The 26,831-nt window shown below is 62.0% G+C and carries 25 protein-coding genes and 1 pseudogene; 15 read left to right on the top strand and 11 right to left on the bottom strand.

Features of this window, described 5'->3' with window-relative positions:
* Positions 1-94: 94 nt before the first annotated feature.
* The 3 genes from ASE89_RS12065 to ASE89_RS12055 all read right to left on the bottom strand — a co-directional run bounded on the left by ASE89_RS12065 (position 95) and on the right by ASE89_RS12055 (position 2,437).
* Positions 95-1,561: an 8'-apo-carotenoid 13,14-cleaving dioxygenase gene (locus ASE89_RS12065; RefSeq protein WP_236701747.1), complete on the bottom strand. Its 1,467-nt coding sequence runs from the start codon at positions 1,559-1,561 to the stop codon at positions 95-97.
* Positions 1,558-1,875, bottom strand: coding sequence for an antibiotic biosynthesis monooxygenase family protein (locus tag ASE89_RS12060; protein ID WP_056678039.1), 318 nt, complete (start codon positions 1,873-1,875; stop codon positions 1,558-1,560). The genes ASE89_RS12065 and ASE89_RS12060 overlap by 4 nt, the downstream gene beginning before the upstream one ends.
* A gap of 154 nt (positions 1,876-2,029) precedes the next feature.
* Positions 2,030-2,437, bottom strand: coding sequence for a response regulator (locus ASE89_RS12055; protein ID WP_056678036.1), 408 nt, complete (start codon positions 2,435-2,437; stop codon positions 2,030-2,032).
* Positions 2,438-2,707: 270 nt separating this feature from the next.
* Between ASE89_RS12055 and ASE89_RS12050 the strand changes: the two genes are divergently transcribed.
* Together ASE89_RS12050 and ASE89_RS12045 are read left to right on the top strand one after the other, a co-directional pair.
* Positions 2,708-4,672 (top strand): GAF domain-containing protein, encoded by a 1,965-nt coding sequence (locus ASE89_RS12050; protein WP_056678472.1) that lies wholly within the window; start codon positions 2,708-2,710, stop codon positions 4,670-4,672.
* The gene (locus ASE89_RS12045) at positions 4,669-5,106 is read left to right on the top strand and encodes a response regulator (RefSeq protein ID WP_236701746.1); all 438 of its coding nucleotides are present in this window, start codon (positions 4,669-4,671) and stop codon (positions 5,104-5,106) included. The genes ASE89_RS12050 and ASE89_RS12045 overlap by 4 nt, the downstream gene beginning before the upstream one ends.
* 211 nt (positions 5,107-5,317) lie before the next feature.
* Here ASE89_RS12045 and ASE89_RS20970 read toward each other — a convergent pair whose 3' ends face one another.
* Positions 5,318-6,079, bottom strand: coding sequence for a CPBP family intramembrane glutamic endopeptidase (locus ASE89_RS20970; protein ID WP_201781536.1), 762 nt, complete (start codon positions 6,077-6,079; stop codon positions 5,318-5,320).
* 113 nt (positions 6,080-6,192) lie between these two features.
* Here ASE89_RS20970 and ASE89_RS12035 point away from each other — a divergent pair, with 113 nt between their 5' ends.
* The 3 genes from ASE89_RS12035 (at position 6,193) to ASE89_RS12025 (ending at position 7,899) form a co-directional block, all read left to right on the top strand.
* Entirely contained in the window at positions 6,193-6,645 is a 453-nt protein-coding gene (locus ASE89_RS12035) for a hypothetical protein (RefSeq protein WP_056678030.1), read from the top strand.
* A complete protein-coding gene (locus ASE89_RS12030; protein ID WP_236701745.1) occupies positions 6,623-6,946 on the top strand; it encodes a transcriptional regulator in 324 nt (107 codons plus the stop codon). The genes ASE89_RS12035 and ASE89_RS12030 overlap by 23 nt, the downstream gene beginning before the upstream one ends.
* A gap of 554 nt (positions 6,947-7,500) precedes the next feature.
* Positions 7,501-7,899 carry a VOC family protein gene (locus tag ASE89_RS12025; protein ID WP_056678026.1) on the top strand — a complete coding sequence of 133 codons (399 nt, stop codon included), beginning with the start codon at positions 7,501-7,503 and terminating at the stop codon, positions 7,897-7,899.
* A 330-nt stretch (positions 7,900-8,229) separates the two neighbouring features.
* Here ASE89_RS12025 and ASE89_RS12020 read toward each other — a convergent pair whose 3' ends face one another.
* Together ASE89_RS12020 and ASE89_RS21575 are read right to left on the bottom strand one after the other, a co-directional pair.
* Positions 8,230-9,804, bottom strand: coding sequence for an ATP-binding protein (locus tag ASE89_RS12020; RefSeq protein WP_443024348.1), 1,575 nt, complete (start codon positions 9,802-9,804; stop codon positions 8,230-8,232).
* Positions 9,805-9,867: 63 nt separating this feature from the next.
* Positions 9,868-10,167, bottom strand: a pseudogene (locus ASE89_RS21575) (PAS domain-containing protein); the annotation flags it as partial.
* A 290-nt stretch (positions 10,168-10,457) separates the two neighbouring features.
* On the opposite strand from ASE89_RS21575, the gene ASE89_RS12015 reads away from it, so the two are divergent.
* Entirely contained in the window at positions 10,458-11,564 is a 1,107-nt protein-coding gene (locus tag ASE89_RS12015) for a histidine kinase dimerization/phosphoacceptor domain -containing protein (protein ID WP_056678013.1), read from the top strand.
* Positions 11,561-12,013 carry a response regulator gene (locus ASE89_RS12010; RefSeq protein WP_056678011.1) on the top strand — a complete coding sequence of 151 codons (453 nt, stop codon included), beginning with the start codon at positions 11,561-11,563 and terminating at the stop codon, positions 12,011-12,013. The genes ASE89_RS12015 and ASE89_RS12010 overlap by 4 nt, the downstream gene beginning before the upstream one ends.
* 240 nt (positions 12,014-12,253) lie before the next feature.
* On the opposite strand, the gene ASE89_RS12005 is transcribed toward ASE89_RS12010, so the two are convergent.
* Both ASE89_RS12005 and ASE89_RS12000 read right to left on the bottom strand, forming a co-directional pair.
* Positions 12,254-12,724: a group I truncated hemoglobin gene (locus ASE89_RS12005; RefSeq protein ID WP_056678007.1), complete on the bottom strand. Its 471-nt coding sequence runs from the start codon at positions 12,722-12,724 to the stop codon at positions 12,254-12,256.
* 12 nt (positions 12,725-12,736) lie between these two features.
* Entirely contained in the window at positions 12,737-13,633 is an 897-nt protein-coding gene (locus ASE89_RS12000; RefSeq protein ID WP_082451453.1) for a DUF3034 family protein, read from the bottom strand.
* A gap of 135 nt (positions 13,634-13,768) precedes the next feature.
* Here ASE89_RS12000 and ASE89_RS11995 point away from each other — a divergent pair, with 135 nt between their 5' ends.
* The 6 genes from ASE89_RS11995 to ASE89_RS11970 all read left to right on the top strand — a co-directional run bounded on the left by ASE89_RS11995 (position 13,769) and on the right by ASE89_RS11970 (position 21,612).
* Complete coding sequence (locus tag ASE89_RS11995) at positions 13,769-14,368, top strand: hypothetical protein (RefSeq protein ID WP_056678003.1); 600 nt, start codon at positions 13,769-13,771, stop codon at positions 14,366-14,368.
* Positions 14,368-16,707 (top strand): putative bifunctional diguanylate cyclase/phosphodiesterase, encoded by a 2,340-nt coding sequence (locus ASE89_RS11990; protein WP_056677999.1) that lies wholly within the window; start codon positions 14,368-14,370, stop codon positions 16,705-16,707. The genes ASE89_RS11995 and ASE89_RS11990 overlap by 1 nt, the downstream gene beginning before the upstream one ends.
* Positions 16,708-17,262: 555 nt before the next feature.
* Positions 17,263-19,419 (top strand): TonB-dependent siderophore receptor, encoded by a 2,157-nt coding sequence (locus ASE89_RS11985; RefSeq protein WP_236701744.1) that lies wholly within the window; start codon positions 17,263-17,265, stop codon positions 19,417-19,419.
* On the top strand, positions 19,416-19,730 hold the full coding sequence (locus tag ASE89_RS11980) for a hypothetical protein (RefSeq protein ID WP_056677997.1): 315 nt from the start codon (positions 19,416-19,418) through the stop codon (positions 19,728-19,730). Before ASE89_RS11985 ends, ASE89_RS11980 begins: the two co-directional genes overlap by 4 nt.
* Complete coding sequence (locus ASE89_RS11975) at positions 19,727-21,322, top strand: PepSY-associated TM helix domain-containing protein (RefSeq protein WP_056677995.1); 1,596 nt, start codon at positions 19,727-19,729, stop codon at positions 21,320-21,322. The genes ASE89_RS11980 and ASE89_RS11975 overlap by 4 nt, the downstream gene beginning before the upstream one ends.
* The gene (locus tag ASE89_RS11970; protein ID WP_056677993.1) at positions 21,319-21,612 is read left to right on the top strand and encodes a DUF3325 domain-containing protein; all 294 of its coding nucleotides are present in this window, start codon (positions 21,319-21,321) and stop codon (positions 21,610-21,612) included. The genes ASE89_RS11975 and ASE89_RS11970 overlap by 4 nt, the downstream gene beginning before the upstream one ends.
* A gap of 268 nt (positions 21,613-21,880) precedes the next feature.
* Here ASE89_RS11970 and ASE89_RS20405 read toward each other — a convergent pair whose 3' ends face one another.
* Positions 21,881-22,252, bottom strand: a complete 372-nt coding sequence (locus tag ASE89_RS20405; protein ID WP_156363453.1) for a hypothetical protein — start codon at positions 22,250-22,252, stop codon at positions 21,881-21,883.
* Positions 22,253-22,535: 283 nt separating this feature from the next.
* Entirely contained in the window at positions 22,536-23,438 is a 903-nt protein-coding gene (locus ASE89_RS11965; protein ID WP_056677991.1) for a LysR family transcriptional regulator, read from the bottom strand.
* A gap of 96 nt (positions 23,439-23,534) precedes the next feature.
* Between ASE89_RS11965 and ASE89_RS11960 the strand changes: the two genes are divergently transcribed.
* On the top strand, positions 23,535-24,644 hold the full coding sequence (locus ASE89_RS11960) for an aldo/keto reductase (RefSeq protein WP_056677988.1): 1,110 nt from the start codon (positions 23,535-23,537) through the stop codon (positions 24,642-24,644).
* A gap of 202 nt (positions 24,645-24,846) precedes the next feature.
* On the opposite strand, the gene ASE89_RS11955 is transcribed toward ASE89_RS11960, so the two are convergent.
* Positions 24,847-25,443, bottom strand: coding sequence for a TetR/AcrR family transcriptional regulator (locus tag ASE89_RS11955; RefSeq protein ID WP_056677984.1), 597 nt, complete (start codon positions 25,441-25,443; stop codon positions 24,847-24,849).
* A 118-nt stretch (positions 25,444-25,561) separates the two neighbouring features.
* On the opposite strand from ASE89_RS11955, the gene ASE89_RS11950 reads away from it, so the two are divergent.
* A complete protein-coding gene (locus tag ASE89_RS11950; protein WP_056677983.1) occupies positions 25,562-26,782 on the top strand; it encodes an MFS transporter in 1,221 nt (406 codons plus the stop codon).
* Positions 26,783-26,831: the final 49 nt, after the last annotated feature.

Genomic DNA, 26,831 nt, shown 5'->3' with positions numbered 1-26,831 from the left:
AATGTCCGCTGATGGTAAGTTGTAGGCGTCGCTGAACGACCGGAAATGAGTCGATTGTCAGGCTGGAAGATGCACGGCTGTTGCGTGAACAAGTTTACTTGAGCCATGCACCATGGATGCCGGGCGGCACGCGGTGTGGGATGCGGACGGATGCGACGGGCGGTGCCTCAAAGTTCCGGGCATCAAGTATCTCCAGCGCGGTGGTGTGCCCCCCGGCGTCGATCACGAGCCCGATAAGCCAACCGTCATCCTCAGCAGCGTCCGGCGAGCGCGGCACGAACACGAACTCGCCCGCGATGCGTCCCGGTCCGAATTCGTGCAGCCGTCGCGTGTCATCTTCCAAATCGTGCCTGATGAGCGGCGCCTCACCAACCAGCGTTTCCGTCATCTGTTCGGGCAGGCCGAGCGCATAGATATAGCGGTAGGGGCGGCCGGTGCGACGCTCGTCTATCGTCGGCAGCTCCTGTGGCGAGGGGTCGATCGCGCGCTGGTCCACCGATCCGGTCAAAGGGTCGATCGTCCATCGCTCGAGGCCGCGCGGCTGCTCGTCCGGTGCCAGGTTGTCGCCGGCGAACATGCGGTCGTACGCGACCACGTCGAGCGCCACGCTCCCGTCCGGCAGGTCATGAGCGTTGGCGGTGTGGAACACGAAGCAGGGATCGAGCGGGAACCACCGGATATCCTCTGCCTCGCCGTCGCGCGGCAGCAGCCCGATCCGGGCCGGATGCTTCTCGTTCCACCGGTAGGGAAAGCCGTGCCCCGCCAGTACCGTGCGCATCGACAGGGTAAGGGGCAGGTCCATGACCACGACATAGCGCTGCGTGATCGCGCAGTCGTGGATCAGTGGCCCGTGCGACACCGGGATCGTCACCGATCGTCGTACCCGGCCGGCGACATCGACGACGTTGTAGCGAATGCGCTTGGGATCGGTCGCCTCGTAACACAGTGCGTGCAACTCGCCGGTCGCCGGGTCGCGGCGCGGATGAGCGGTGAACGAGCCGGGCAGGGTGCCGCCGAAATCATCGTAGCGCTGGGTCTCTAGATGCTCGTCGAAGCGGACCGGCGTGCTGCCAGCTTCGACCAGCGCCCAGCCACTGCCGGCATGGTCCAGTACACTAGTGTTGACGGTGTCGAAGATGTGCCGCGGCCCTGGAGCCGCCGGCACGCGCCTGGCTGCCGCGACATCGGTCGAGCGGATCCAGCGATTCCGATACCACCGGGCTTGCCCGTCCTGGAGGCGGATACCGTGCAGCATCCCGTCGCCAGTGAAGAAGTGGTAAGAGCGCGGGTCGGCGTCGGCGGGGTTTGGTCCGATGCGAACGTAGCGGCCGTCGAGCTCTGGCGGGATGATACCGTCGACGGCAAGGTCGGTGAGGGTCAGCTCCTCAGTCATCGGCTCGTGGATGCCAGTTAGTAGCGGATGCGGCGCATCGCGGGGCGGCAGGCGGCGCTTGTTGAACGCGGCGATGCCGGTAACGATCGGTGAGGCGATTGCGCCCACAACGTTGTCGATCGACTGCTCGACCCGGCTGGCGAACGTCGGACGCCGAGTTACCGTCACGATGGCGTCACGGTCTGGATGACGTCGAAGCCTTCGAAGCGAGGCGGTGCCAGGTACAAGGGCTTGTGGTCGCCCGCGCCTCGATGGGCCGCGCGAAACGCCTCGGACCTGGTCCAATTCTCGAAATCCCCGCGCGACAGCCACACAGTATGCGACGAATAGAGGACGTGATCGTCGGCCGCGGGCCCGCGCAGCATGTGGAACTCGACGAACCCCGGGACGCCGGCAAGGTACGAGTCGCGCGACAACCAGACCTGCTCGAACGCCTCCTCCTCACCGGGAATCACCTGAAATCGGTTCATGGCGATGAACATGGGTCAAGCTCCTGCGTCGACTGGGCAGGCCTAAGGTGGGGTCAAGCGGGACCAGATGCGAGAGCGATTACGCGCGATATGAAGCCGAACGGCCGTATTTGGGTCTTTGCTCTCCCTGTCTCGATCGCTGTCGCAACCGAGGTAAATAGCGTTGCTAGACGGCTCTCTTTAACGGCTCTGGCAATTTGCTGTCAGGCAGCATTTTGCGCAAATGGCCGTGCACCATCTGTTTGTTGAACGGCTTTGCAATGAAGGTGGCTTTGTCAGGCATTTCCCCCGGTTTGGGTAGGACATGCCCGGAGGCGATGACGATTTCGATTGCGGGCCAGTTCTCTGCGACGTGCCGCGCTAATGCAAAGCCGTTTGTCTGACCGGGCATATCGACGTCAGAAAACAGCAATACGATGTCTTCTGAATTTGCCGCCAAGATACGTTTTGCTTCGTCTCCATCCATAGCCCCATAGAACCGAAATCCGGCGTCTTCGAGAATGCTGGTTGTATCCATCATGATGAGCGGATCATCGTCGACGACGAGGGCATAAGGGACGGTGGAAAGGGTCATAACGTCCTAACCTTCCGCCGCGACCGGAGTTGCCAGACTACACGCTATTTCGACTTTCGGGATCACTGTACGCCTTGGTCGCGGTCAGTCCGGCGTAACGGCGGTAGCTCGCAAGCGACGTTCGTCGGGGCCTCATTGGCTCGGATGATGAGAGCAAAGATCGCAATGATAATCCGGCGCTTACGCCAACCGGCGTATGCCATTTGAATTCCGCCCTTTTCGCAGCTAGCTCCAAACCAAATGCGCCGACGCGCGAATGGAGAGGGCGCGATGACCGACGCGAGGGCAATCAGCCATTACGAGGTGCTGGACACAGCACCCGAGATTAGCTTCGACGATATCGTAGCTCTGGCGGCGCAAATATGCGAAACACCGACAGCACTAGTCTCACTGTTAGATGGTAACCGCCAGTGGTTCAAAGCGCGCACAGGATTCGAACCTTGCGAAACGGACATTGATAGTTCCGTATGCCAGCACGTCGTGGCTGCTCGAAGCCTCATCGTCATCCCTGACCTAACCAACGACGAACGTACGGTGTCGCACCCGCTGGTTCTCGCCGACGACGGCATCCGTTTCTATGCGGGCGCGCCCCTTGCGACCCGCTTCGGGGTCGTGGGCGCGCTATGTGTCATCGATACCTCACCTCGCCCGGCCGGTCTGACAGCGGATCAGGAGGCAGCCCTGCTACGGTTGTCGAGGCAGGTCGTGGCCCTGCTGGAGATGAGACGTGACACGCTGGACTTCCAGGCAGCTCTGGCGGCGCGCGATGCGTCACAAGAGGCGCAGGCTATCAGCGAACGCCGCTGGCAGGATCTGTATCAGAAGATGGATACTGGCTTCATCTACGCACGGGTGATCCGCAATGCGGACGGCGAGATCTGCGATTGGCGATACGAAGAGGTGAATGACGCCTGGGGCAATCTGGTCGGCATCAATCCGACCGACGCACGCGGGCGCACGATCCGTGAACTGATTCCCGGCATCGAAGACGAATGGGTTCTGGCGCTGGCGCGGGTCGTCGAGACTCAGGAACCGTATCACTTCACTAGCCAGGTGGGCGTATTTGAACGTTGGTACGACGGTACGGCGCAATCCCTCGGTGGTGACGATTTCACCGTCATATTCCACGAGGTCACCGCGCGCATCAACGGTGTTCGACGCAGCGAAGCCCTGCTGGCCTTGGGCGATGTACTGCGGGATCAGATCGACAGCAAAGGAATGATCGTCGAAGCCTCACGCATCATCGGCGAGGCGGTGGGAGCGTCGCGGGCTAGCTTTGGCGAATTGGACCATACCCGGGAGATCGTGAGCGTCGAAGCCGGGTGGTCGGTCGCGGGCATGCCCTCGGTGGAGGGTGAACATCGTTTTTCGGACTATGGCGAACTGCGCGGTGCGTTGTTCGACGGGGATGTCGTCGTCATCGACGACACCTCAACGGACGCGAGGACGGCAGCCGATTCTGCGGCCTGGGCCTCGCTCCGCGCGCATGCCGTCGTCATCGTACCTGTGCGAGATCGGGGCCGCACTGTTGCCGTTCTCCTCGTTCACAAAGACATGCCATATCGCTGGACGGATGACGATGTCGGCTTCCTCCGCAGCGCTGCCGATCGGCTAGAAGCAGCGAACGCGAGGCGGCGAGACGATGAACAGCAAGAACTGGTCAACGGCGAAATCGCTCACCGGCTCAAGAACGCATTGTCGATGGTACAGGCCGTCGCGACACAAACCTTACGCGGCGATGCTTCTCCCGAAGGTCTCGAAGCCTTTACGCGCAGATTGCAGGCGCTTGGTCATGGTCATGACGCGCTCACCAGCGGTCGCTGGAAGGCAGCTACCCTCAATGATATTCTAGGAGGAGTACTGGATGGAGCCGCCATCCGCGACCGCTGCACCATCCAGGGCCCATCGGTCGAGATGGGCGCCCGTGCTGCGCTGTCGACGTCGTTGCTGATCCACGAACTAGCCACCAATGCCGTCAAGTACGGAGCTCTTTGCGCTGCCAGCGGCCATGTGGACATCACATGGCAGATTGAAGGTGACGGCGACGAATGCCACCTGGCGCTGGACTGGGCCGAACGAGGCGGGCCTACGGTCACGCCACCAACGCGTAAAGGTTTCGGTTCAAAGCTAATTCGGCTGGGCCTCGTCGGAGCCGGCGGTTCCGACATACGCTATGAGAAGGAGGGTCTGCGAGCTGCCTTCACGGCACGGCTCGCAGAAGTGGAACAAGCGTGAGCACAACCGATCCTCAGATTAATGGACATACCGCCATCGTGCTCATCGTCGAGGACGAGCCGTTGCAACGGCTGGACATGATCGACATGGCCGAACGCGCCGGCTTTGAGGTCTTGGAAGCGCATGATGCCAGCCATGCGGTGGCGCTGCTGGAGACAAGGACGGACGTCCGCCTTGTTCTGACTGACATCGATATGCCGGGCGCGATGGACGGAATGAACTTGGCTGCCGCAGTCCGCAAGCGCTGGCCACCGATTGAAATTATCATCATCACCGCTGGTCCGGCTCCCGCGCAGTCGGAGATGCCCGAGCGTGCCGTCTTCATGACCAAACCACTGAATTACGAACGTGTGATCGAGACCATGCAACGAATGACCGCGATCCAGGACGCTAAGAAATTGGACCTAGATAGCGGTCAGCGCGAAGATGAATGAGTGTCTGAAGTTGAGAAGCGGGAAAGGGCGTACGAATGTCCGGGTATGGGTCGCTCCTGACGCTGAGCTGCCTGTCAGGTAACGCCTCATTTCCAACCGTTCAGTTGCGCCCTAGAAGAAAGCCTAAGGTCTATTATACGTTAAGCGGCCTGGCTTTACGAAAGGGACACACGATCCGCCCAGCTCGCGGGGCGAGGTAACGCCAGTCTCTTCACGACGCCGCAATGGTCCATCGCGGCGCTTTACGCGAGAGGATCAGGTCCGCGATCGCGGGGCGGATGAAGAAAGCGGTTATGTCGATGACCGCATGTGCTGTCATGACCCGTAGCAGCGATCCGTGATGCAGATAGTATATTGTCAACAGCGCACCCGCAGCTGTGGTGGCAAGCACCCCCTTCCAACCGTAATGCGCGTGCGCCAGACCGAACGCCAACATCGACAGAACTAGCGAGACCGTGAGCGAGCCCGTGACCTGCAGAAACAGCAGCGGAAGCGCCAGTCGGAAAAACAGCTCCTCGCTGAAACCTGCATTCAGGCTGAGCAACAGCGCCAGCGTTGCTTCGCGACGGTTGCGGGGGATCAGCGCTTGGTCCGGACCTGCCCCTGGCGCTAGGCTTTTCTTGATCTGCCACCACTTGATGGCGACCGATAGAACCATGCCAAAGAAAAGTCCGATCGCTATCGGCAGCCACTGATCGCCGGAGATCGACCCATCGGACTGTAGCAAGCGGCTCGCTGGGGCAAACGCCGACGGGAAGCCGTTGAAGGGCCATAACGCGTCGGACAGCCAAAGGCTGAACACGCTTGCACTTACGAGAACGACGAAGCTCTCGATCAGCCATCGCCGGTACAGCCGCTGCCGGTCGATCGTGTCGGACTGCGTCTGGAAGCGTGCGTACGCCGTGATATCCCTCCGCACCCACCATGTCCCCGCGATCAGCATGACGGCAATCCAAGCCAATATGAGCAGCATGTTCGTTCCCTTGTGCCAGTTTCCGTATTGGAAAGTGAATGTTGCTTTCCATATCGTCAAGTCGTAAGTTGTGAAGGTGGAAAGCGGGCGGGCGGCCTGCGGGAGAATTGCGCATGAATGAGGAGGAAGCTGCTCGTTTGCTGGACGTGATGCGGGTTACACGCGGGGCGTTGGCTAAGCGGGCGAAATGGTCCTTAGCGCGCCATGGCGTGGTGGGATTGCTGTTGGGCGGCCTGATCGCCGGCTTTGCGCTGCCCGGGCCATGGCCGTTGATCGTGGCGGCCGCTTGCATGGCCGCCACCGCGATGGTGGTCGCCCGCGATCGGCAGCGGGACGGGTTCTTCGTCAGCGGTTATCGGTCGGGGCGCACTTGGCGGGTGACGCTCGCGATGCTGCTGGTCGGGTTGGCTGCTCTGATAGCCGCCACGGGCCTTAAGACACGCTATGGTCTGGCTTGGGCGCCGTTCGCGGTTGGTGGCGGCATGGTGGTGTTCGCTACGATCATGAGCATCGTGTGGGAGCGGGTGTACCGGAGGGAACTGGATGGAGCGCAAGATGGGCGCTGAACGGCTGGATCCGCTGATCCACCCACCGGCACGGCTACAGCTCATGGCATTGCTGACCGATGTGAGCGAGATGGAGTTTGGGACTGCGCGCGACGTCATCGGGGTCAGCGATTCCGTTCTGTCCAAGCATCTTTCGCAGTTGAGTGATGGTGGATACATCGAGTTGCGGAAGGCTACGGTGAACACCCGGCAAAGGACCTGGATCGTTGCCACGGCCGCGGGGCGGAAAGCCTTCAAGGGTCATGTCCTGGCATTGCAGGCACTTGCGTCTGGACGAGTGCCTTCAGGCGCGTGCCAGTAAGGGCAATTGCCAGACCGTGGTGCGCAAATAGTTTTTGAAGGGGCTGAGCCGTCCGCTTGGTCCGCAGAGCTGCCCCCCGCGTCTCACCCAAACTCGGCTGTTAGGCGACCGCTCAGTAAATCTACGAACGATCGTCCGCCCGAGATGAACAGACGTCCGAAGTTGGGGGCGGGTCGAATGCGCACGACCGTCTGCAACTGGGTCTGGCCGGAAGCCGTGGGGCAGGGCGTGTTCGCCCACAATCGGACGTTCAGAATTGCGATCCGGGTTGCCGATAACGCCCGTTCGTTAAGCGCGCTCTTTCCCGTTTCTCCGTCTCCGATTGGCCATTTCGGGAAAGAGCAATTGGGAACAGATTTTGGGAAAATGGGCGCCCCAGCCTGTTAGAGGCGCGATCGCCCGTGCGAGTGTCCCGCCAGACCTTCGTTATGGGAATGTCCGCTGTCGCTTAGGAGCGAGCATTCCAAGGGCACAGGGGTGACTGCGGGTTATGTTTCGGTTAGGTAAGACCGCTACTGGCGATGGGCAGTCGATCCGGCCTCAGGAGAGTACGCGTGCTTTTTCACACCATGGTCGGATCGAACGACATTGAACGGTCCAAGCGCTTCTACGACATGGTGCTTGGCACCCTAGGTTCAGGGGAAGGTACGCGGAACATCGCCGATAGCGGCCATACACGTCTGATCTACAATAATGGCAACGGGACTAACTTCATCGTCAGCCAGCCGATCAATGACGAACCGGCAGGCGTCGCTAACGGCAGCACCGTCGCCTTTTCCTGCGACTCGCCCGAGCAGGTGAAGCAGCTTCACGACACCGCCGTTGCCGCTGGCGGAACCTCGATCGAAGCTCCGCCCGGTCCGCGCAAAACTGCCTCCATGGGCACCATCGAACTGGCCTATTTTCGTGACCCTGACGGTAACAAACTGTGCGGAATTCATTTCCCTACCTGATCCGCCCGGCGACGGTCCGCTTCTGACTTTAGCGGACCTCGATCATGCGATCCCACGAATGTCCGTTTCCCACTGATTGTGTTGAAAAAGTCGGAACGTGAAACTTTCGTGCTTTGAGGCGCAGGCATAATACGTCCGCGCGACATTCTGTGAATCAATAGCTTTCAACGAAAGTGTTCAACGAACGGAAATTCCGGGGCCTCCGAAACTACCGACTTTTAACTGAATCCACTCGAAGCGGACAGTCCCATTACATCATCCCAACGGGAATGGCGCAGCCGTCTCACGCGCCGCTTATATCTGGGAAAAGCTCTAAACCACCTTGACAGACTAGTTTGTCCGGTTGGTACCAAGCATGTCGTGCACTCGCCGTGCCAACTCAGTCATCGAAAACGGCTTGGTCAGCAGCTCCATCCCGGGTTCCATGTGGCCATTGCCGACTGCGGCATTCTCGGCATAGCCGGTGATAAAAAGCACCTTCAAGTTGGGGCGCAACACTCGCGCCGCATCTGCGACCTGGCGGCCATTCATACCATTCGGCAGCCCTACGTCGGTGATAAGCAAATCGACTGGGGTGCCCGATTCAAGTATCGTCAAGCCTGCGGCACCATCACCGGCTTCGATCACGTGATAACCCGCTTCGTCAAGAACCTCGTCAATCAGATGTCGGATCGTCGGTTCGTCATCAACGACTAGGACGGTTTCACGACCTTCCGCGCGCAATATGGCGGTGCCATCCTCGCCTTCCGCATCGATAGCACTATCGACGTCACCGCGATGGCGGGGCAGATAGATGCAAAGGGTCGTACCTTCGCCGATCTGCGAGTAGATGCGCACCTGCCCGCCGGACTGTTTGGCGAAGCCATAGATCATCGATAGCCCCAGACCGGTTCCCTGCCCGATCGGCTTGGTCGTGAAAAACGGATCAAAGGCCCGCTCGATCGTTTCAGGTGCCATGCCAGTGCCGGTGTCCGTCACACAGATCGACAAATATTGCCCCGGTGCGATATCGCGCTCCCGTCCCGCTCGCCCGTCCATCCACTTGTTGGCGGTTTCGATCGTCAGGCGGCCACCCCCCGGCATGGCATCGCGAGCGTTGATGCACAGGTTCAACAGGGCGTTTTCGAGCTGGCTGGCATCGACCATCGCCGGCCATAGTCCGGCCGCGCCGACGACCTCCATCTGGACTTCCGGTCCGACCGTGCGACGGATCAGTTCCTCGATCCCGGCGATCAAACGGTTGACGTCCGTAGGCTTGGGATCAAGGGTCTGGCGTCGCGAGAACGCCAGCAATCGCTGGGTAAGCGATGCAGCTCGATTTCCAGCTCCTTGTGCGGCGGTGATGAAGCGCTCGAGATCGTCCGTCCTGCCCCGTGTGATGCGCAGATGCAGCAGCTCCAGATTGCCCATCACGCCGGTCAGCAGATTGTTGAAGTCATGAGCCAGACCACCGGTAAGCTGACCCACCGCTTCCATCTTTTGCGACTGACGCAGGGCTTCCTGCGCGCCCTGAAGCTCAGCCTGGGCGCGGACGCGATCAGTGATGTCCCGCGCATGATGGAACGCACCAAAGATCCTTCCCTCCTCATCGCGCAGTGGTGAGTAGGCGACTTCCCAATAGGGTTTTGCGCGATCGGGGTCGCCGAACTCCTCGACGATCGTGAAGCTTTCGCCAGCCAGGGCGCGCTCCATGAAACCACGGATCACAGCGCCCTGATCGGGCAGGAACAGGCTGGGGAAGTCATCACCGATCTGGACCCTGTAGCCGTAGATGCGGTGAAAATCGTCACTGTGCGCCCGGTTGAAGGCGATGAGGCGGCAATCCCTGTCGAAGGCGCACACCGGTGCCTGATCGGACTGAACTATGTTCTGATAGAGCAGAAGCGCGGCGGTACGCTCGCGCACTTGCTCTTCCAGCGTCTCTGCGAGGTCACGCAATCCCCGCTCGGCTACAACCTGCGCCGTCGTCTCGCTGGTGACGCAAAACAAACCCGCAATCGTACCCTCATCGTCAAAGGCGGGTGAATAGGTAAAGGTCCACCACCCCTCCTCGTCGACGCCCCTACGGCTGAGATTGAGCGGCATGTCGGTCATGGTCCGCGACTCCCCGGCAAGGGTAGCAGCGACCAAGGGGCCGATGTCGTCCCAGATGCTTCCCCAGACTTCCCTGAACGGGCGGCCAAGGGCAGCATCAAGCCGGTAGCCTAGGAACGGCCGGTATGCGTCGTTATAGAAGCATAGCAGCTCCGGTCCCCACGCGAGGAACATAGGGGTCGGGCATGCAAGCATCAGTGCGAGGGTTGAGCGCAACGATGGTGGCCAACCCTTCATCGAACCTAGCGACGTAAGCGACCAATCCTGTTCGAATATTTCCCTCCCGGTAATGCTGGCGGCATTGGGGAAGTCTGCGGAAGGGGGCGGCATTGGCATCATACCTACCTAATGAACTTCGCAAAAAAAACTCGCATTTTTAATGAAGGGTACAGTCCAGGGAACCAACCCAGGCAGATTACGTTTCACGGAGACGTGAAGCCTTCCGGCCTTCGCCGGAGGCAATCTTGAAGCAACGCGACGACTGGCATCTAACCGACGCTCTTGAATACGAACACGGTCGAGGCGATCCCTTCGCAGCCGCTGTACGCGCTACGCGTATGCCGATGGTAATTACCGACCCGGCACAGGACGATAATCCCATCGTTTTTTGTAACGTCGCGTTTCAGGAGCTGACCGGTTACACGCGAGGCGAGATCGTTGGGCGTAACTGTCGCTTCCTTCAAGGCCCTGACACCGATCGTGCATCGGTTGCAAAGGTGCGCGAAGCTATAGCGGCCGGGCATGATATCGACGTCGACCTGCTGAACTATCGCAAAGACGGCACCACCTTTTGGAACGCTCTGTATCTGTCCCCGGTCAGAGACAAGGACGGTGTGATCCGCTTCTTTTTTGCATCCCAGCTCGACGTCAGCGACCGGGTCGAAGCCCAGAAGATCATCAACGATCAGAAGCTTTTGGTCGAGCGGGAGGTGGAATGGCGCACCGCTGATCTACGCGCCGCGCTTGATGCCAAAACCATCCTACTCCACGAGGTCGATCACCGGGTAAAAAACAACCTGACGATGATCGGGTCGCTGTTGCGGCTTCAGGTGCGAACGATCGATGATCCCTCGGTAGCGGCGAAGCTCGATTCCATGCTGGAGCGCGTTGACGCCCTCGCCGTGGTGCATCGTCAGCTATACCAGTCCTCTGATATTGCCCGCTTCGATATCGGCAGTTTCGCAGAAAGCCTTGTCTCGGACGTGGTAGGGTCAAGTGGACGCAGCGACATCACACTGGATGTCAGGGCGCAGCCGCTATTCGTGGATGCCGCCAATGCGTCGGCGCTCGGTCTGATCCTCAACGAAATCCTGACCAACGCAGTCAAGCACGCCTTCACGGATGGTCGGTCGGGACATTTGAGCCTTGTGGTCCAGGGAAGTGATGACCACGGCACCATTCGCATATGCGATGACGGACCCGGCATGCCCTCTGCCGCCCGTGGCAGAAGCATCGGCACTTCATTGATAACCCGCCTCGCCCGTCAGGCTCATGCCGAGGCGACTTGGGAAGACAATGCGCCCGGAACGTGTGTGACGATCACATTTCCGCAAACCGGGGTAGGATCATGACCAACCGGCTGGACGTCCTGATCGTCGAAGACGAGATGCTCCTTGCGATGGACATCGAGGCCATGGTCGAGGACAGCGGCCACCGTGTTCTGGCGGAAGCCGCGAGCCTTCAGGATGTCGAAGCGTTACCCGACGACCTTAATCCTCAGCTTGCATTCGTCGATATACACTTGGCGGACGACTCGAACGGTCTAGATGTGTGCCACTACATACGGGCGCACTGGCCCGACGCACTGATTGTTTTCGTCACTGCTAATGTATCGAAGATACCCCCAGACTTTTCTGGCGCGCACGGCGTGATAGCCAAACCTTTTTCGCATGCAGGCGTCGTCACCGCCATCAATTACCTGGCCAACGGTGTGTTTGATCCACCGCCCAGCATGCCGCGCCCGGCAAGTTTGATCGCTTCACCACATCTTGAACGTCGATGGTCTACCGCAACCGGCTAGCCCGATGAGGACATCGCCCGAGTTGACCGCTGTCGAGACCTAGCAATTTAGCATCTGTTTCTAACGACGTGACGGACGCCCGAAGCGATATAAAAGCCCCGATTGACCGACCTTTTTGAGAACGTTGGCGGAACAGCGAGTGAAGCTTGGGCTCAGCACCTTCTCCGCTGCTAATATGAATGGATGGCAGAAAGCGGGAAGCCGAAAAAAGGCCACGAACGTCCGGAACTGGGTCATTTTCTAACGGGTGACGACGTTCGACTTCATTACCGCAAGCTTGGCGAGGAAGGCGTTTTGGGCTGGAAACGTCACACCCTCGTGACGCATGGCGGCCTGGAGGTTTTCAACCAGCGCATTCATGTCCTTCGCCTGGATTCCGAGATTCTTGTGCGCGGTCGCCATGTCGCGACCGGTATAGCTACAGCCGCCGTTCAACAGGACGCAGAACTGCTCCTTCAGCGTGCGGCGAAGGCGGATCATGTCCTGCCCCTTGAAGATGTCTCCTATCTGCGGATCGGCCTGGCTCGTCTTCACCAGATCGTCGACGATCCGGTCGATGCCAGCCACCCCGTGAAACGCCTCAAGCATGGCAACGCCCTTGAACGGACCACCGCCGACATTGGCGTCGCTCATCGCATAGGGCGCGACCGGGTCCTCGCCCGGTGGCGTGGGTGCGGTCTGGAGGAGGACGAGCAGGGCAAGCCAGATCATCGAAAACGCTCCCTAGAAGGCCGTCTGGAGCGACAGGAAGCCGCCGCGTTGGCGCTCGGCCGTCGTGATCGATCCGAGATCGACAAGGGCCGCGGTCGCGGTCAGGTTTCTATTGATCGCATAAGCGGCATAGACGGTCTTCCAGTCATTTTCCGTGGCGAACCCGAGATTGTCGGGTTTCGACCGGTATTCGCCGCCGACGACGAGCTGGCGCGAGATTTGATAGCCGAGCGTGCTCTCGACCTGGACGCGGCGATTTGTACCGCGATCGCCACCGAACCCGAGCAGGCCGTTCTGGTTGGCCTTGGTGTAGCGGATCGTGGTGCTGAGCAGGATGCTCTGCCGCAGCAGGAGCTTGGTGCCAGCGACGTAGAGATCGGTTCCGCTGGTGTGGCGTCCGCCAACCGCGGCGACGATCTGCGGATCGGAACTGCGCTTGTACTGCATGCCGATCGCGATCTGGGGCAGGTAGGGGCTGCCATAGACGGCATCGCCGGCGACGCGCAGCTTGGCACCGAACACGTCCTGGTTGAGCGTGTAGCCGCGGCCGATACCGAGCGTTGCACCGACGTCGCGTGTGTCGAGATTCTGTCGGGCGTAGCTCAGTTCCAACCGGTCGTGGACGCCGATGGCTGCGCCGTGGCTTTGCCAGCGATAGTCCGGCAGCAGGATGACCGAGACATGCGCGGACCCGCCGATCCCGTCGACGGTTTCGTTGCCGGCGATCAGAGCCCAGGTGGAGATGCCGCCACCCGAACTGCCTTCGATCGTGGTGACGCCGTTGGTCAGCATCAGCTTGCCGCCGGCGCGACCCTCGCGTGCCGCGGCGGGGGTCGTCGTCATGACGGCGGTCGCCACCGCGACCTTCGCGATACATCCGGCAACAGTCGAAAGCGGAATACGAATCATCCGGCATCTCTTGGAGACCATTGGTTAATACTCGGTCTCCCTCGCCAGGCCATCGCCGCGTCGCCCGGTCGAAAAGGCATGACAAGCCGATGACGTTTACCGGTTTGCAATTCTCCGACTGTTAGAAGCCGATGCATGCACGTATCCGTCCTCCGCCTGAGTTTGCTGTTCGCGGCGTCTGCGCTGCCTGTCGCTGCGCATGCCGCCCCGGTGGTGATCGATGTCCGTGGTTTCGACGGCAAGCCGCTGCCGGGCGCGGTGGTCACGATCGAGACGCCCAAGGCGCCGGGGGTGACGGTGCGCGGGCCATACATGATCGAGCAGCGGGACATCGCGTTTCAACCGCATGTGCTGATCGTCCCCGTCGGCGCGACGGTCGGCTTCCCCAACCGCGATCGGGTGCGTCACCACGTCTATTCGTTTTCGAAGGCCAGGAAGTTCGACCTGAAACTCTACGGGCAGGAGGAGTCGCGGACCGTCCTGTTCGACCGTCCGGGCGTGGTCCCGCTCGGCTGCAACATTCATGACTCGATGAGCGGGTTCGTGTTCGTGACCGCCACCCCGTTTGCCGAACTGACCGACCAGGCTGGGCATGTCAGCATTACCGGCGTGCCCCCAGGCACAGCGACGGTCCGCGTCTGGCACCCCTCGATCCGGGCGCCCGGCAGCACTGCGTCCCAGCCGATCGATGTTGCCGCCACCGGCTTTGCCACGACCTTCGTGCTGCACCGGTGATGCCTTTGCGCCCGCCGCGGTTTCGCCATCTCCGGACCAAGCTGTCGGTGCTGTATGCGAGCCTGTTCGCGGTGACGCTGGTGATACTCGCGTTCGTCGCGCAGGCCATGATCTGGATGCATGCGCGCGACTCCGTGCGCCAAGAACTCATTGCCAGCGGCAGCGTCTACGATCGAATCTGGTCGCTCAGGTCGCAATCCTTGATTGCGTCCGCGAACCTGTTGTCGCGAGATTTTGGATTCCGGGCCGCGGTCGCCAGCGGCGATCGGCCGACGATCGCGTCCGCGCTCGCCAATATCAGCCACCGGGCCGAGGCCACCGCCGCGTTCGTGGTTGATCAGGACGGGCAGGTTACCGGCCCTTCGGGCGCACTTGCCGCGACGGCTGCCCGGTTCCCCTTCGCGATGCCGGACGGCCGGCGCGACGCGGTCGTGGTCGTGGCGGGGCAGGTGTACCGATTGATCCTGTCACCGGTTATGGCACCGACGCAGGTAGGCTGGGTGGTCTTCGCAGTGCGGCTCGACGGCACCGAGATGCGCGCGCTCGAACGCTTGTCCGCGATCCCGCTGATCGCAACGATCCTGCGAAGCGATGGCGCAGGGCGCTGGCACGCGGCGGACGGGTCGATCGGATCCGACTCCGCGATCGACGATCTGGTCGACGCATCGCAATCAACCCGGACTCTGGCAACGCTCAACCTGTCAATCGGCCGCGCTTTCGCGATCGCAAAGCCGCTTGCCGGTCTGACACGTCGACCGCAGGCGGCAATCCTGATCCGCTATCCGCTCAACGCCGCACTGACCCCGTACCTGCCGTTGCAGGCGGGCATCGCGCTCGCCGGATTGGCCGGGCTGATCCTCGTCGTGCTCGGCAGCAGGCGGCTGGCGAGGGGGATCGCCGGACCGATCGCCGCGCTGGACGCCGCCGCGCGAGCGCTGGAGGAGGGCGGGCGTGCCCATATCGTCGTGAAGGGGCGCGACGAGATCGGCAGGCTCGCCGCCAGCTTTAATCGGATGTCGGTCGGTATCGTCGAACGCGAGAACCGGATCACGCATCTCGCGTTCCACGACGTCCTCACCGGCCTGCCCAACCGGACGTATTTTCGTCAGTCGCTTGACCAGGCGATCCTTCAGGTCGGGCGGACCGGCGGGGCGATCGCGGTGCTGTGTCTTGATCTTGATCGCTTCAAGGGCGTGAACGACACGCTCGGCCATCCGGTCGGCGATGCGTTGCTGAAAGCGATCGGCGCGATGTTGAGCGAGGTCGCGCCCGACGGGCTGGTCTCGCGGCTCGGCGGTGACGAATATGCGGTGATCCTGTCGGGCCAGTTCGATGCCGATCGCCCGCGCGTCCTCGCCCAGAGCATCCTCGACATGATGCGCCAGCCGGTCGAGGCCGATGGCCACCGGATCGCGACGGCGGTCAGCATCGGCATCGCGATCGGCCCGGTCGACGGCGAGGACGCCGACGAGCTCCTCAAGAATGCCGATCTCGCGCTGTATCTCGCGAAAGAAGACGGTCGCGGCGTCTTCCGGTTCTTCGAACCCGCGCTCGACGCCGCGGCGCGCTGGCGTCGGCAGGTCGAGCTCGACCTTCGCGAGGCGATTCAGGCGGGCCATTTTGTCCTCAACTACCAGCCGGTGTTCGACCTGAAGGCGGACCGGATCGGCGGGTTTGAAGCGCTGGTGCGCTGGCATCATCCGGAGCGCGGCATCATTCCCCCGGCCGAATTTATTCCGATCGCCGAGGATACCGGGCTGATCATCGCGATCGGCGAATGGGTGATGCAGGAGGCCTGCCGTCAGGCGATACACTGGCCCGAGCATGTCCGCGTCGCGGTAAACGTGTCGCCGCTGCAGTTTCGCAACACCGGGTTCCAGGCGATCATTCTACAGGCGCTCTCGCGTAGCGGGCTGGCACCCGATCGGCTCGAGATCGAGATCACGGAATCGGTCTTCCTTGACGGCGAGGGGCCGGTGATCGCGTTGCTGCACCAGCTGCGCGCGATGGGCATCCGGGTTGCGCTCGACGATTTCGGCACCGGCTATTCGTCGCTCAGCTACCTCCGCAGCTTCCCGTTCGACAAGATCAAGATCGACCGCTCGTTCATCACTAGCATCGCCAGCGATCCGAGCGCCGCGGCGATCGTCCGCGCGATCGTAGACCTGGCGACCGCGCTGGACATGGAAACGACCGCCGAGGGCGTCGAGGATATCGGGCAGCTCGCCCTGCTGCGCGGCGAGGGCTGCGGTAATATCCAGGGGTATCTATTCAGCCGACCAGTTGCGAGTTGCCGTATCGCCGGGCTGCTCGAGAATAGAACGAGCCAGGCTGCCTAACGGATGGAAGAGGGGGAATCCCCTCAAGGCGGCGCACGACGTCTGAAGATGGCCGGATATCCGAAACCCGACTTTCACGCCAGATTACCCGGACGCCGGTTTTGTCTCACGTTTTGCTCTCCGAAGGCCGGCTTTGGTGCCCGGTCGAGACCGTCTGGCTAAGATTAACGAGCGTCTGAAGTTCGGAAAGCCGGGGAGGGCTCTGAACGGCGACTTATGGGTCGAATTGCTTTCCATCGCGCGCTGAAATCAACAAGCGCGGCCGGCGAACCATAAGCCTCGTACGACATGATATTTTTTGCGAATCCCAATAGGTTGAACGTGCGCCTGCGCGCGCCCGTCTCAACGATCATGACAAAGCTGTTATATTGCTAGTGACTCGCAACAGCATATGACATAGGGCCCTTCCGATAACGGGGGTTCAGTATGAGTTTTTCGAGTATATTGCTGGCGAGCGCAGCGTTTGTCGGGGCACCTTTGCCAGCTCCGGCTGAGAAGCCAACGACCGTAGAAACGTCCACCGGATCGGACGATGCGCAGAAGTCCGACGAAATCATGGTTATCGGCAAAAGCTATGGTCGTGCGGTCGGAAAGACCCTGACGCCGCTCAAGGACACGCCGAACACCATTACCGTGATCGATCGCGATCAGATCGAGGCGCAGAATCTGTTCACGCTGGAAGACGCTCTGACCGCGACCAATGGCATCACCGTCAATGGCGTCGGCAGCGAGGATCCGTCGTTCTTTTCGCGCGGGTTCGCGATCACCAATTATCTGATCGACGGCGTCCCGAGTTTTGCGTTCAACTTCCCGTCCGCCGTGCCGGACCTGTTCTTCTACGACCGGCTGGAAGTGTTGCGCGGCCCGGCAGGTCTGTTCAGCGGATCGGGCAATCCGGCGGGCAGCATTAACATGGTGCGAAAGCGACCGCTCGACGCGTTTAAGATGCAGGCTAGCGCCGGTGCCGGCAGCTACGACAATCTACGCTTCGAGCTCGACGTCTCGACGCCGATCGGCACCAAGGCGGGCTTGCGGTTCGGTGCGATGGCACAGGACCAGGATCAGTTCTTCGCAACCGCGCACCGCAACCGCATTGGCGGGTTCGCGGTCGGTTCGCTCGAGATCGGCGAGCGCACAACGCTGACCGTCGGCGGCTATTACGATCGCTTCCGCCCGGCGGTGCAGTCGGGCCTGCCGGGCATCATCGGCAGCGCGGACGGCAGCGACGGCAAGTTGCTCGACGTGAAGCGATCGACCTATCTCGGTGCCGACTGGAACCGGTTCAACGCCGAGACCTGGACCGGGTTCGCCGAACTCGCGCACAAGATCAGCGATCGCTGGACGTTGCGCGCGACCGGCCTGTTCACCGACGTCGATCGCGTCGACATCTACAGCTATATCGGCAACCAGCCGGTCACCGCGACCAATGGCTCGACCAGCCACATCGCCTATCGCGGCGACAGCAAGCAGCAGACGCGCTCGTTCGATTTCAACGGCATTGGCAGCTTCCCGCTGTTCGGGCGCGACCAGACGCTGATCCTCGGCACCGATTATCAGGCGAGTTCGGGCACGTCGTATTTCACGCGGTTGTCCAATTATGCGCGGATCGACGTGTACAACCCGGTGTCGCCGTTCGAGCCGCCCCTGAACCCGTATGGCGCCTCGCCCTATTATCCGGTGCAGGGGACGGGAGCGACCTGTCCCAGTTCCAGCACCACGATCACACCCGCGCCCGCCAATTGCGTGCTGCAGGCCTACGGCGGTTCCTCGACCGACGTCGAGCAGTACGGCATCTACGGGCAGATGCGGCTGAGCCCGCTCGCCGGCCTGACGCTCATCGGTGGCGGGCGCGTGACATGGTGGGATACCACGACGACCACGTTGCTGACACCAAGCGGTGTCTTGCCGCCGTCGACCCGCTACGGGATCGACAACCGCTTCACGCCCTATGCGGGTATTGTCTGGGACGTAACGTCGCAGCTCAATCTCTATGCGAGCTATGCCGACAGCTTCACGCCGCAGGCGGCACCGGTCGGCCGGGCACGTCCCGACGGGCAGCAGATCGAGCCGCTGGTCGGCGCGCAATATGAGGCGGGCACAAAGCTTTCGCTGATGAACGATCGCCTGCTGCTGTCCGCGGCGGCGTATGAGATCACACAGACCAACCGGTTGTTCAACGATCCCGACATTCAGACCGTCGTGCTTCAGACCGGCAAGGTCCGCTCGCGCGGTATCGAGGCCGAGGCGACGGGCGAGATCCTACCCGGCTGGCGGATCAATGGCGGCTATACCTACACCAAGACCAAGTATCTGGAAGACCAGACCACTGCGTTCGAGGGGCTGCCACTGGTGCCGATCGTGCCGAAGCACATGGTTAAGGCGTTCACCAACTACGCCCCGGTCGATGGGCCACTGGCAGGCGCGAGCCTTGGCGGCAGCGTGACGTGGTTCAGTTCGACCTATGGCGGCAATGCGGCGGTGTTCAACGCTGACGGTACGCTGCGCACCCGGTCCACCATCGTCCGCCAGCCAAGCTATGCGGTGCTCGACCTGCGCGCAGGCTATAAGTTCAACGAGCGGGTGGGTGTCTCGGTCAACGTCGCGAACGTACTCGACAAGAGCTATTACGCGCGCATCGCCGCCACCGGTCGCGGCAACTACTACGGCAGCCCGCGCACCGCGTTCGCGACACTTCGGTACAGCTTCGAATGACGGCGGGCGATGCGCATGCCCGTGCGCGCTGGGCTCGGCGCGGCGACATCGCGCTGCGCGTCGTCGCCTCCGTGCCGCTTGCTTATGCAACTGCGAGCCTGTGGGCGATGGCGCTTGCGCGGCTGCTGCCGGGGGATCGTGCCGAGGCGACCGTCACCGCCGCGCTGATCGCGCTCGCCTTGTGCGCGCTTGCGGCGATGTGGGCGTTCGCGGCCCGTAGCGGCTGGCGCGCGATCTGGACACTCGGCCTCGCAGCGGCAGTTGCGGCTGCAATCACGTGGATATCGATCGACGCGACGGGGCGGGTATGAGCAAGGGCTTCCGTCAGTCGCAGGCGTTCCTGCACACCTGGTCCGGATTGCTGCTCGGCTGGATCCTGTTCCTCGTCTTTGTCGCCGGCACGATCGCGTTTTGGCGCGAGGGTTTGAACCGCTGGATGCGGCCCGAGATCGCGCGCGTCGAACAGCCGATGCGCGTGCTGGCAGGGTCGCAAGCGTTCCTTGCTCGCAAAGCGCCCGATGCGAAGAGTTGGATCATCCCGGTAGCGACGGAACGATCGCCCGGTGCGCAGGTCTTCTGGGTGCCGCAGCCGAAGCCCGGCGAAGAGCGTGGCAGGCGGGGCAGGCGAGGGCGCGGCGACACGCAGGCGCTGATCGGCGCCGACGGACAGGTCGCGCAGGCGCGCGAGACGCGGGGCGGGGATTTCTTTTACCGCTTCCACTTCGATCTCCATTACATGCCGGTGATCTGGGCACGGTGGCTGGTCGGATTCGCAACTATGATGATGCTGGTCGCGATCGTCAGCGGGATCGTCACGCACAAGAAGATCTTCAAAGACTTCTTCATGCTGCGACGTGCCAAGGGCCAGCGATCCTGGCTCGACGGACATAACGCGACCGCGGTGCTGGCGCTGCCGTTTCATCTGATGATCACCTATACCGGGCTGGTCACGTTGATGACGCTGCTGATGCCGTGGGCGGTCGTCGCCAATTATAACAATCAGAATACCGTGTTCGCGACGATGTTTCCGACCGCTTCGGTGGTCGAGCGGACCGGCCGTCCCGCACCGCTGATCGACCTGCGACTGATTGCCGCCGATGCCGAGCGCCGCCTCGGTGCCCCCGCCAGCTTCATTGAGGTCAGTGATCCCGGCGACGCCGCTGCGCGCGTGTCGGTCAGTCAGAGCGCCAGTTCGATGCTGTCCTCGCGGACGCCGCGACTGACCTATGACGGCGTGACCGGGCGCCTCGTCTGGCGTTCGCCGCCACCGGGCGCCGCTGCCGAGACCGCGGGCGCGATGATCGGGCTCCACGCCGGACGGTTTGCAGGCGACGGCGGCCGCTGGCTCTACTTCCTGTGCGGGATCGCGGGCACGCTGATGGTCGCGAGCGGTCTCGTGCTATGGACCGTCAAGCGTCGCGAGCGCCTGCCCGATCCGACCCGGCCGCATCTCGGGTTCCGCCTCGTCGAGCGGCTTAACGTCGCGGTGATGGGCGGTTTCCCCCTCGGGATCACGTGCTTTTTCTGGGCCAACCGCCTACTCCCGGTAGCACTTCGCGGACGCGCCGATTGGGAGACGCACATGCTGTTCATCGCCTGGGCTGCCGCGGCGCTGACGGCCTTCGTCGTCAGGCCGGCGCGCGTTTGGCATTCGCTATTCGCGGTGACCGGGGTGCTGCTCGTTGCGTTGCCAATGTACGACGTCGTCGCGACCGATCGCGGGTTGTTCGCGTCGCTGGCGATAGGCGACCTGATGATCGCTGGCATCGATGCGGCGATCTTGGTCTTCGGGATAGGGTTTCTACTGCTTGCCCGCCGCGTCGCGCACCATCGCCCCGCTGCAAAGCGCGTTCGCAGGGCTGAAGCCGCCACCGCCTCCAGGGTTCCGGAGCCCGCGGAATGAGCGTCCTGTCACTTCTGCTCGCCAGCGCCGCGTTCTTCCTGCTTGGCCTGGCGACCGAGGCGCGTCATCGCCGTCGGTTCGGGGCATGTCCGCAGGCAGCGCGGTGTAAAATGTTGCGGACCGGCGGCTGGCTTTCGCTGGTCGTGAGCGTCGCGCCCGCGCTTCTTGCTCAAGGATGGATCTTTGGACCGATCCTTTGGGCAGGCGCGATCATGGCCGGCGCCGGGATCGCCTTCCTCGCGCTCAATTTCGTTCCCGCTCGCGCCAATGCGCGATCCGGAAATTTCTAGCCCATCGGTGAGCGCTTCCAGCCGCCTGTGTAACGGATTGGCCTGCAGGTGCGGCGCATCGATCTGATGAATGATTGGCCGATATTGAGTAGCCGACAAGAGCCTACGAATGTCGGCTTGTGGATCGTGGGAGCCACAGTCATGCCCTAGATGTGATAGTCGAAAGCACGAGGTCAGCTCAAATTGACGTCTGATCGCGCCCACATCCGAACGTTAGAGGTACGACTGCGAAGCCATTCCATAAAAGCGACTTTTCATTCCGATCACTTTAGTTCGCTGCCAAACCGACCCCCGGCAGCGGCTTCTCCCACTTGTCTTCTGTCGGCCAGCTACCTGCCGGTCCCTGCCAGTTGGTGGCATACATGGCAGTCACCGGTACTTCCTCACCGTCTAGAGACGCGCTGCACCGTATTTGGGTGGCGGTGCTTCTTAGCCAGACCTTTAATTCACCATCGCCGAATGGCGTGAGCCACGGCTCGCGGTATTTCTGTGAAAACCGTATCCTGCCGTTGCTGGCGTGAACTTGCTCTCCGTTCACTAGCAGGCGTTCTTGTCCCCACAGTGTCCAGCTGTACGCGTTATGCACCTCGACCATGGTGTTACCGATCTGGAATTCCCAGCGTTGACCAATAAGCCTCATTTTCCGTTCCTGCCCAACCAATGTCTTTGATGATGACGTTAATCTCACCACCATCATCGCCTAACCAGAAGTGAGGCGGAAATCGTTTTCTTTGCACTGCGCGTACCGGATCAATACGGCGAACCAAAGATGCCATAGTGGTCGACTTTGTCCAGAGCACGACATTCGTCAGTGGATGGCCGGGGTATCAGGCTGATTATTCGCGACGATGAACGAACGTCCAAAGTTGGGGAGCGGGAAGGGGTGGCTGAATTTCCACTTGTGGGTTAACGCAGCTGTTTGATCATGGTATGCCAGTAGGTGTCCACCGGAGCGTGTCGACCAGTACGCGCAGCGCCGGCGTGATCTGTCGGCTCGGATAGTAAAGGTAGCACCCAGGAAAGGGCGGGCACCAGGTGTCGAGCACCTGAATCAATTGGCCGTTGGCAATCTCTTCGGCGACGTCATGCTCCAGCATATAGCCCAGCCCCGCGCCTGCGCGGACCGCGGCGGCCGACAGCACCTCGTCGTTTACGATCAGCTGCCCAGTCGGGCGGAATCTGATCTCGCGGCCGTCGCGCTCGAACTCCCACGGCAGCAGGCCGCCGCCGCCGAGCAACCGGTAGTTGATGCAATTGTGGTTCTCCAGATCGGCGGGGGCTGCAGGCAACGAGCGGCCTTCGAAATAGCCCGGTGTTCCGACCACGAGCGTGCGCAGCGCAGGGCCCACCGGCACCGCCACCATGTCGAGATCGACGGTTTCGCCCAGCCTGATACCCGCATCGAAACCACCCGCCACCAGATCTACCAGCCGATCTTCGACGATTACCTCAACCGAAATGTCGGGATGCTCGCGTAGGAATTGCGGCAAGATCGGCGCGAGCACAGTGCGCGCCGCATAGCCGAACGTGGTCAGCCGGATCGCGCCCGAGGGTATGCCGCGCCAATCGGCAAGCGCGGACAATCCTCGCGCCACCTCCTGCAAAGCCGGGTCGAGCGAGCTTAGCAGGCGCTCCCCGGCAGCGGTCGGAGCAACGCTTCGCGTGGTGCGCGCGAGCAAGCGGACACCGAGCCGTGCCTCGAGACTGCGCATCGCGTGGCTGAGCGCGGAGGGTGAGAGACCGAGTTCCGCCGCGGCACGGGTAAAGCTTCGCGCGCGGGCCACCGCCGCGAAGGCGGCCAGATCGTCGAGGTCGCCACGCTTCATTGCTGCAGATCTTTCACAAGGCCTTGTCGGCGATGACGGCTAATCCTCCCGCAAACAAGCACTATTCTCAGGTCCACTTTCCAAGGAGCTACAGCAATGACCCTCACCACCTATCGCACGCTCGGACGTTCGGGACTGACGGTCAGTCCGCTCGCGCTCGGCACGATGACCTTTGGCGCCGGACGATGGGGTGCGGACGAAGCGACTGCGCGGGTGATTTTCGACACCTATGTTGAGGCAGGCGGTAACTTTGCCGATACGGCCGATGTCTATTCCGGCGGGCAGAGCGAGGAGATGCTCGGCCGCTTCATCGCCGAGCGGGGAAACCGCGACCGGATGGTGATCGCAACCAAATCAGGCTTCCCGCGGAGCGAGGGAACGCCGCTCGCCGGCGGCAATTCCGCACGCAACATCCGCGACGGGATCGAAGGATCGCTCGGCCGGCTCGGCACCGACTTCATCGACATGTACTGGACGCACGTCTGGGACCGCACGACCCCGCCCGAGGAAGTGCTGCGCGCGCTGACCGATGCGGTGCGGCGCGGCGACATCCTCTATTACGGTTTCTCCAATGCACCTGCCTGGTACGCCGCGCAGATCGCGACGTTGGCGCGCGCCCATGGCCTGCCCGAGCCGATCGGCCTGCAATATTCCTACTCGCTGATCGACCGCGGCGTCGAACTAGAAGTGATACCTGCAGGGCACGCGCTCGGGTTGGGGCTCGTCGCCTGGAGTCCCTTGGCGGCGGGGATGCTCACCGGGAAATACGGCCGCGACAAGATCGCCGAGGCCGGCCCGGCCGGCAGTCTGCCCAACCGTGCCGGCGACGCGGCGCCCAGCGGGAGCAACGGCCGGCTGAACGGCGACAATCCCTTTGGCGGCATGCTGTTCACCGAAAAGAATTTCGAAGTGGTGGACGTATTGCGCGTGATCGCCGCTGAAATCGGTCGGCCGATGGCGCAGGTCGCGCTCGCCTGGGTCGCGGCGCGCGGCGGTGTTGCTTCGGTCCTTGTGGGCGCAAGTCGGCCCGAGCAGCTGCTGGAAAACATTGCCGCGCTGGACATCGTCTTCAGTACCGATCAGCAGGCACGGCTCGATGCCGTGGGCGCGCCGCCGATGCTCAATCCGTATTTTATCTTTGCCTTGCCGCGCGCCCGAATTTTCGGTGGTCAGGCGATCGAGCCTTGGGCGCCAACCTTCGTATAATTGGATGAGATGGTGGCGGGGAGCGTGCTGGCAACATCCCCGCCTCTGTCCAGTTGATCCGTCACATCACAAGACTTGTTCATCGCTGGTCCGAGTGGATATGAACAAGCGTCCGAAGTTGGGAGGCCCGAAGGTACGCTGAATGTCGGTTTCTGGGTCACAGGTCCCCAGTTGGGGAAAGCCGGCCCAAGCAGAAACCTGTTCACTCCTCAAGGGTTGAGCGACACAGTAGAGCCTCAGCTGCCGTGTCGGCGACGGCAAGCAGTCTTGGCTCGTCCCATCCCTCTCGCGCTGCAGCCGATAGGCCGAGCATTGTCGTAGCGACGTAATCTGCGACACGTCCGGAAGCTTTAATTCCCGCATCGTCCAAAAATTCCGCCACCCTACTGCGGTTTTCTCGCACAATTTGTTTGGCTGCGTTACCCCAATCCGTTGTGCCCGCTTTTGTGTGTTCAAGGATCAGGCAACCACGCCGCTGCGGACTAGTGGTATAAGCGTGCGCCGCAGCTCGCAGCATTTCGCCAAGCGCCGCCATCGGCGCTGCACCCGGCGTCAGGAAGCGGTCCAGCGGCACTACGGTGGCCGAGTAAAGCCTTAGGCTCTCTTTGAAGAATGCGGCCTTGCTGCCGAACGCTGCATAAAAGCTCGGCGGGGAGATCCCAATCGCCTCGGTCAGCGCGGCCACGCTGACGTTCTCATAGCCGTGCTCATGAAACAGATGCTGCCCGGCCTCGATCGCAGCCTCAAGTGCGAAACCACGGGGGCGCCCCCGTTGTCGCTTATTTACATTAACGTTCATTACAGAAATCACTTGCCTCTGAGAGTCCTATTTATATAGCGGGCATTAACGGAAATAGCGATGCCTCTGGATCGTCACGGTGCAGAGGCGGGCATTACATCGACGAACTAGGACACTCATGCAGCCTTCCTCCAACAAAACCGGCGTTCAAGCGGGCTCAGCGGCGCGCGCCGCACTCCCGATCGCGGCCCTTGCCGGCCTCGCCGCCAGTGGCTTCCTGTGCATCGTCACCGAGACGCTACCCGCTGGCCTACTCCCGCAGATCGCATCCGGCCTAGGGATCTCCGAGGCGATCGCGGGACAACTCGTTGCCGTCTATGCGCTTGGGTCCTTGCTCGCAGCGATCCCGCTCACGAGCATGACCCAAGGCCGTCGCAGACGACCGGTACTCCTTGCCACCATCATCTGCTTCGTTGTGGGCAACACGCTGACCGCTTTAGCCGGATCGATCACGGTCGTGCTGGTCGCGCGGTTCGTCGCTGGATGCGCGGCGGGTCTCGCCTGGGGAATCGTTGCGGGTTACGCGCGCAGCATCGTGCGTGCCGATCAGACCGGTCCGGCAATGGCCCTCGCCATGGTCGGCGTGCCGCTGGCGCTTTCACTCGGTGTTCCCATAGGCACCTTCCTAGGCGGTTTGGTTGGGTGGCGCGGATCGTTCCTGATCCTCTCGGCACTGAGTGTCGTGCTGATCGGCTGGGTTATCTTCAAGGTGCCCGATGCCCCCGGGCGGACGGGTGACGATCGTCCTTCTCTGCGCCGCGTCGTCGCGACACCGGGTATCATACCGATCCTGCTCGTCATCCTTGCATGGATGACGGGCCACAACATCCTCTACACCTACATCGCGCCGTTCGCGACCGCTGCGTCCGCGCGGGTCGATCTCGTCCTGCTGGCGTTCGGCATCAGTTCGCTCGTCGGCATCTGGATCGTCGGGCGACTGGTCGATCGGATGCTGCGCATGCTGGTGTTACTCGCGATCGGATCGTTTGCGGCCATTGCATTTCTTCTGACGTTTGCCGGTGGCCAAGGCCTTGCCGTCTATGCGGCAGCCATCGTCTGGGGCCTCGGCTTCGGTGGTGCCGGGGCGATGATGCAGACGGCGTCGGCGGACGCAGCAGGGGACGGCGTAGATCTGGCGCAGGCGATGGTGACCACGGCCTGGAACCTGGCGATCGCGGTCGGGGGCGCGCTGGGCGGGGTGCTACTCACGACGGGAGGGACCACGCTGCTGCCGCCCGCTGTCGTCGTGCTGACCCTGATCGCCTTCCTTATCGCGCTGGCCGCACGCCGTTTCGCCTTTCCACCGGGTCACCGCTCAACGTCGGCCAGCCAGCTCTAAAATACTCTCAGAATACCGCCCCCATTGAGAAAGCCGGCCGGACATCGAG

It is taken from the genome of Sphingomonas sp. Leaf30 (genome assembly GCF_001422525.1).
Taxonomy (GTDB): domain Bacteria; phylum Pseudomonadota; class Alphaproteobacteria; order Sphingomonadales; family Sphingomonadaceae; genus Sphingomonas; species Sphingomonas aerolata.
Note: the sequence above shows the minus strand (reverse complement) of the source record. Positions and strands in the feature narration are given on the sequence as shown.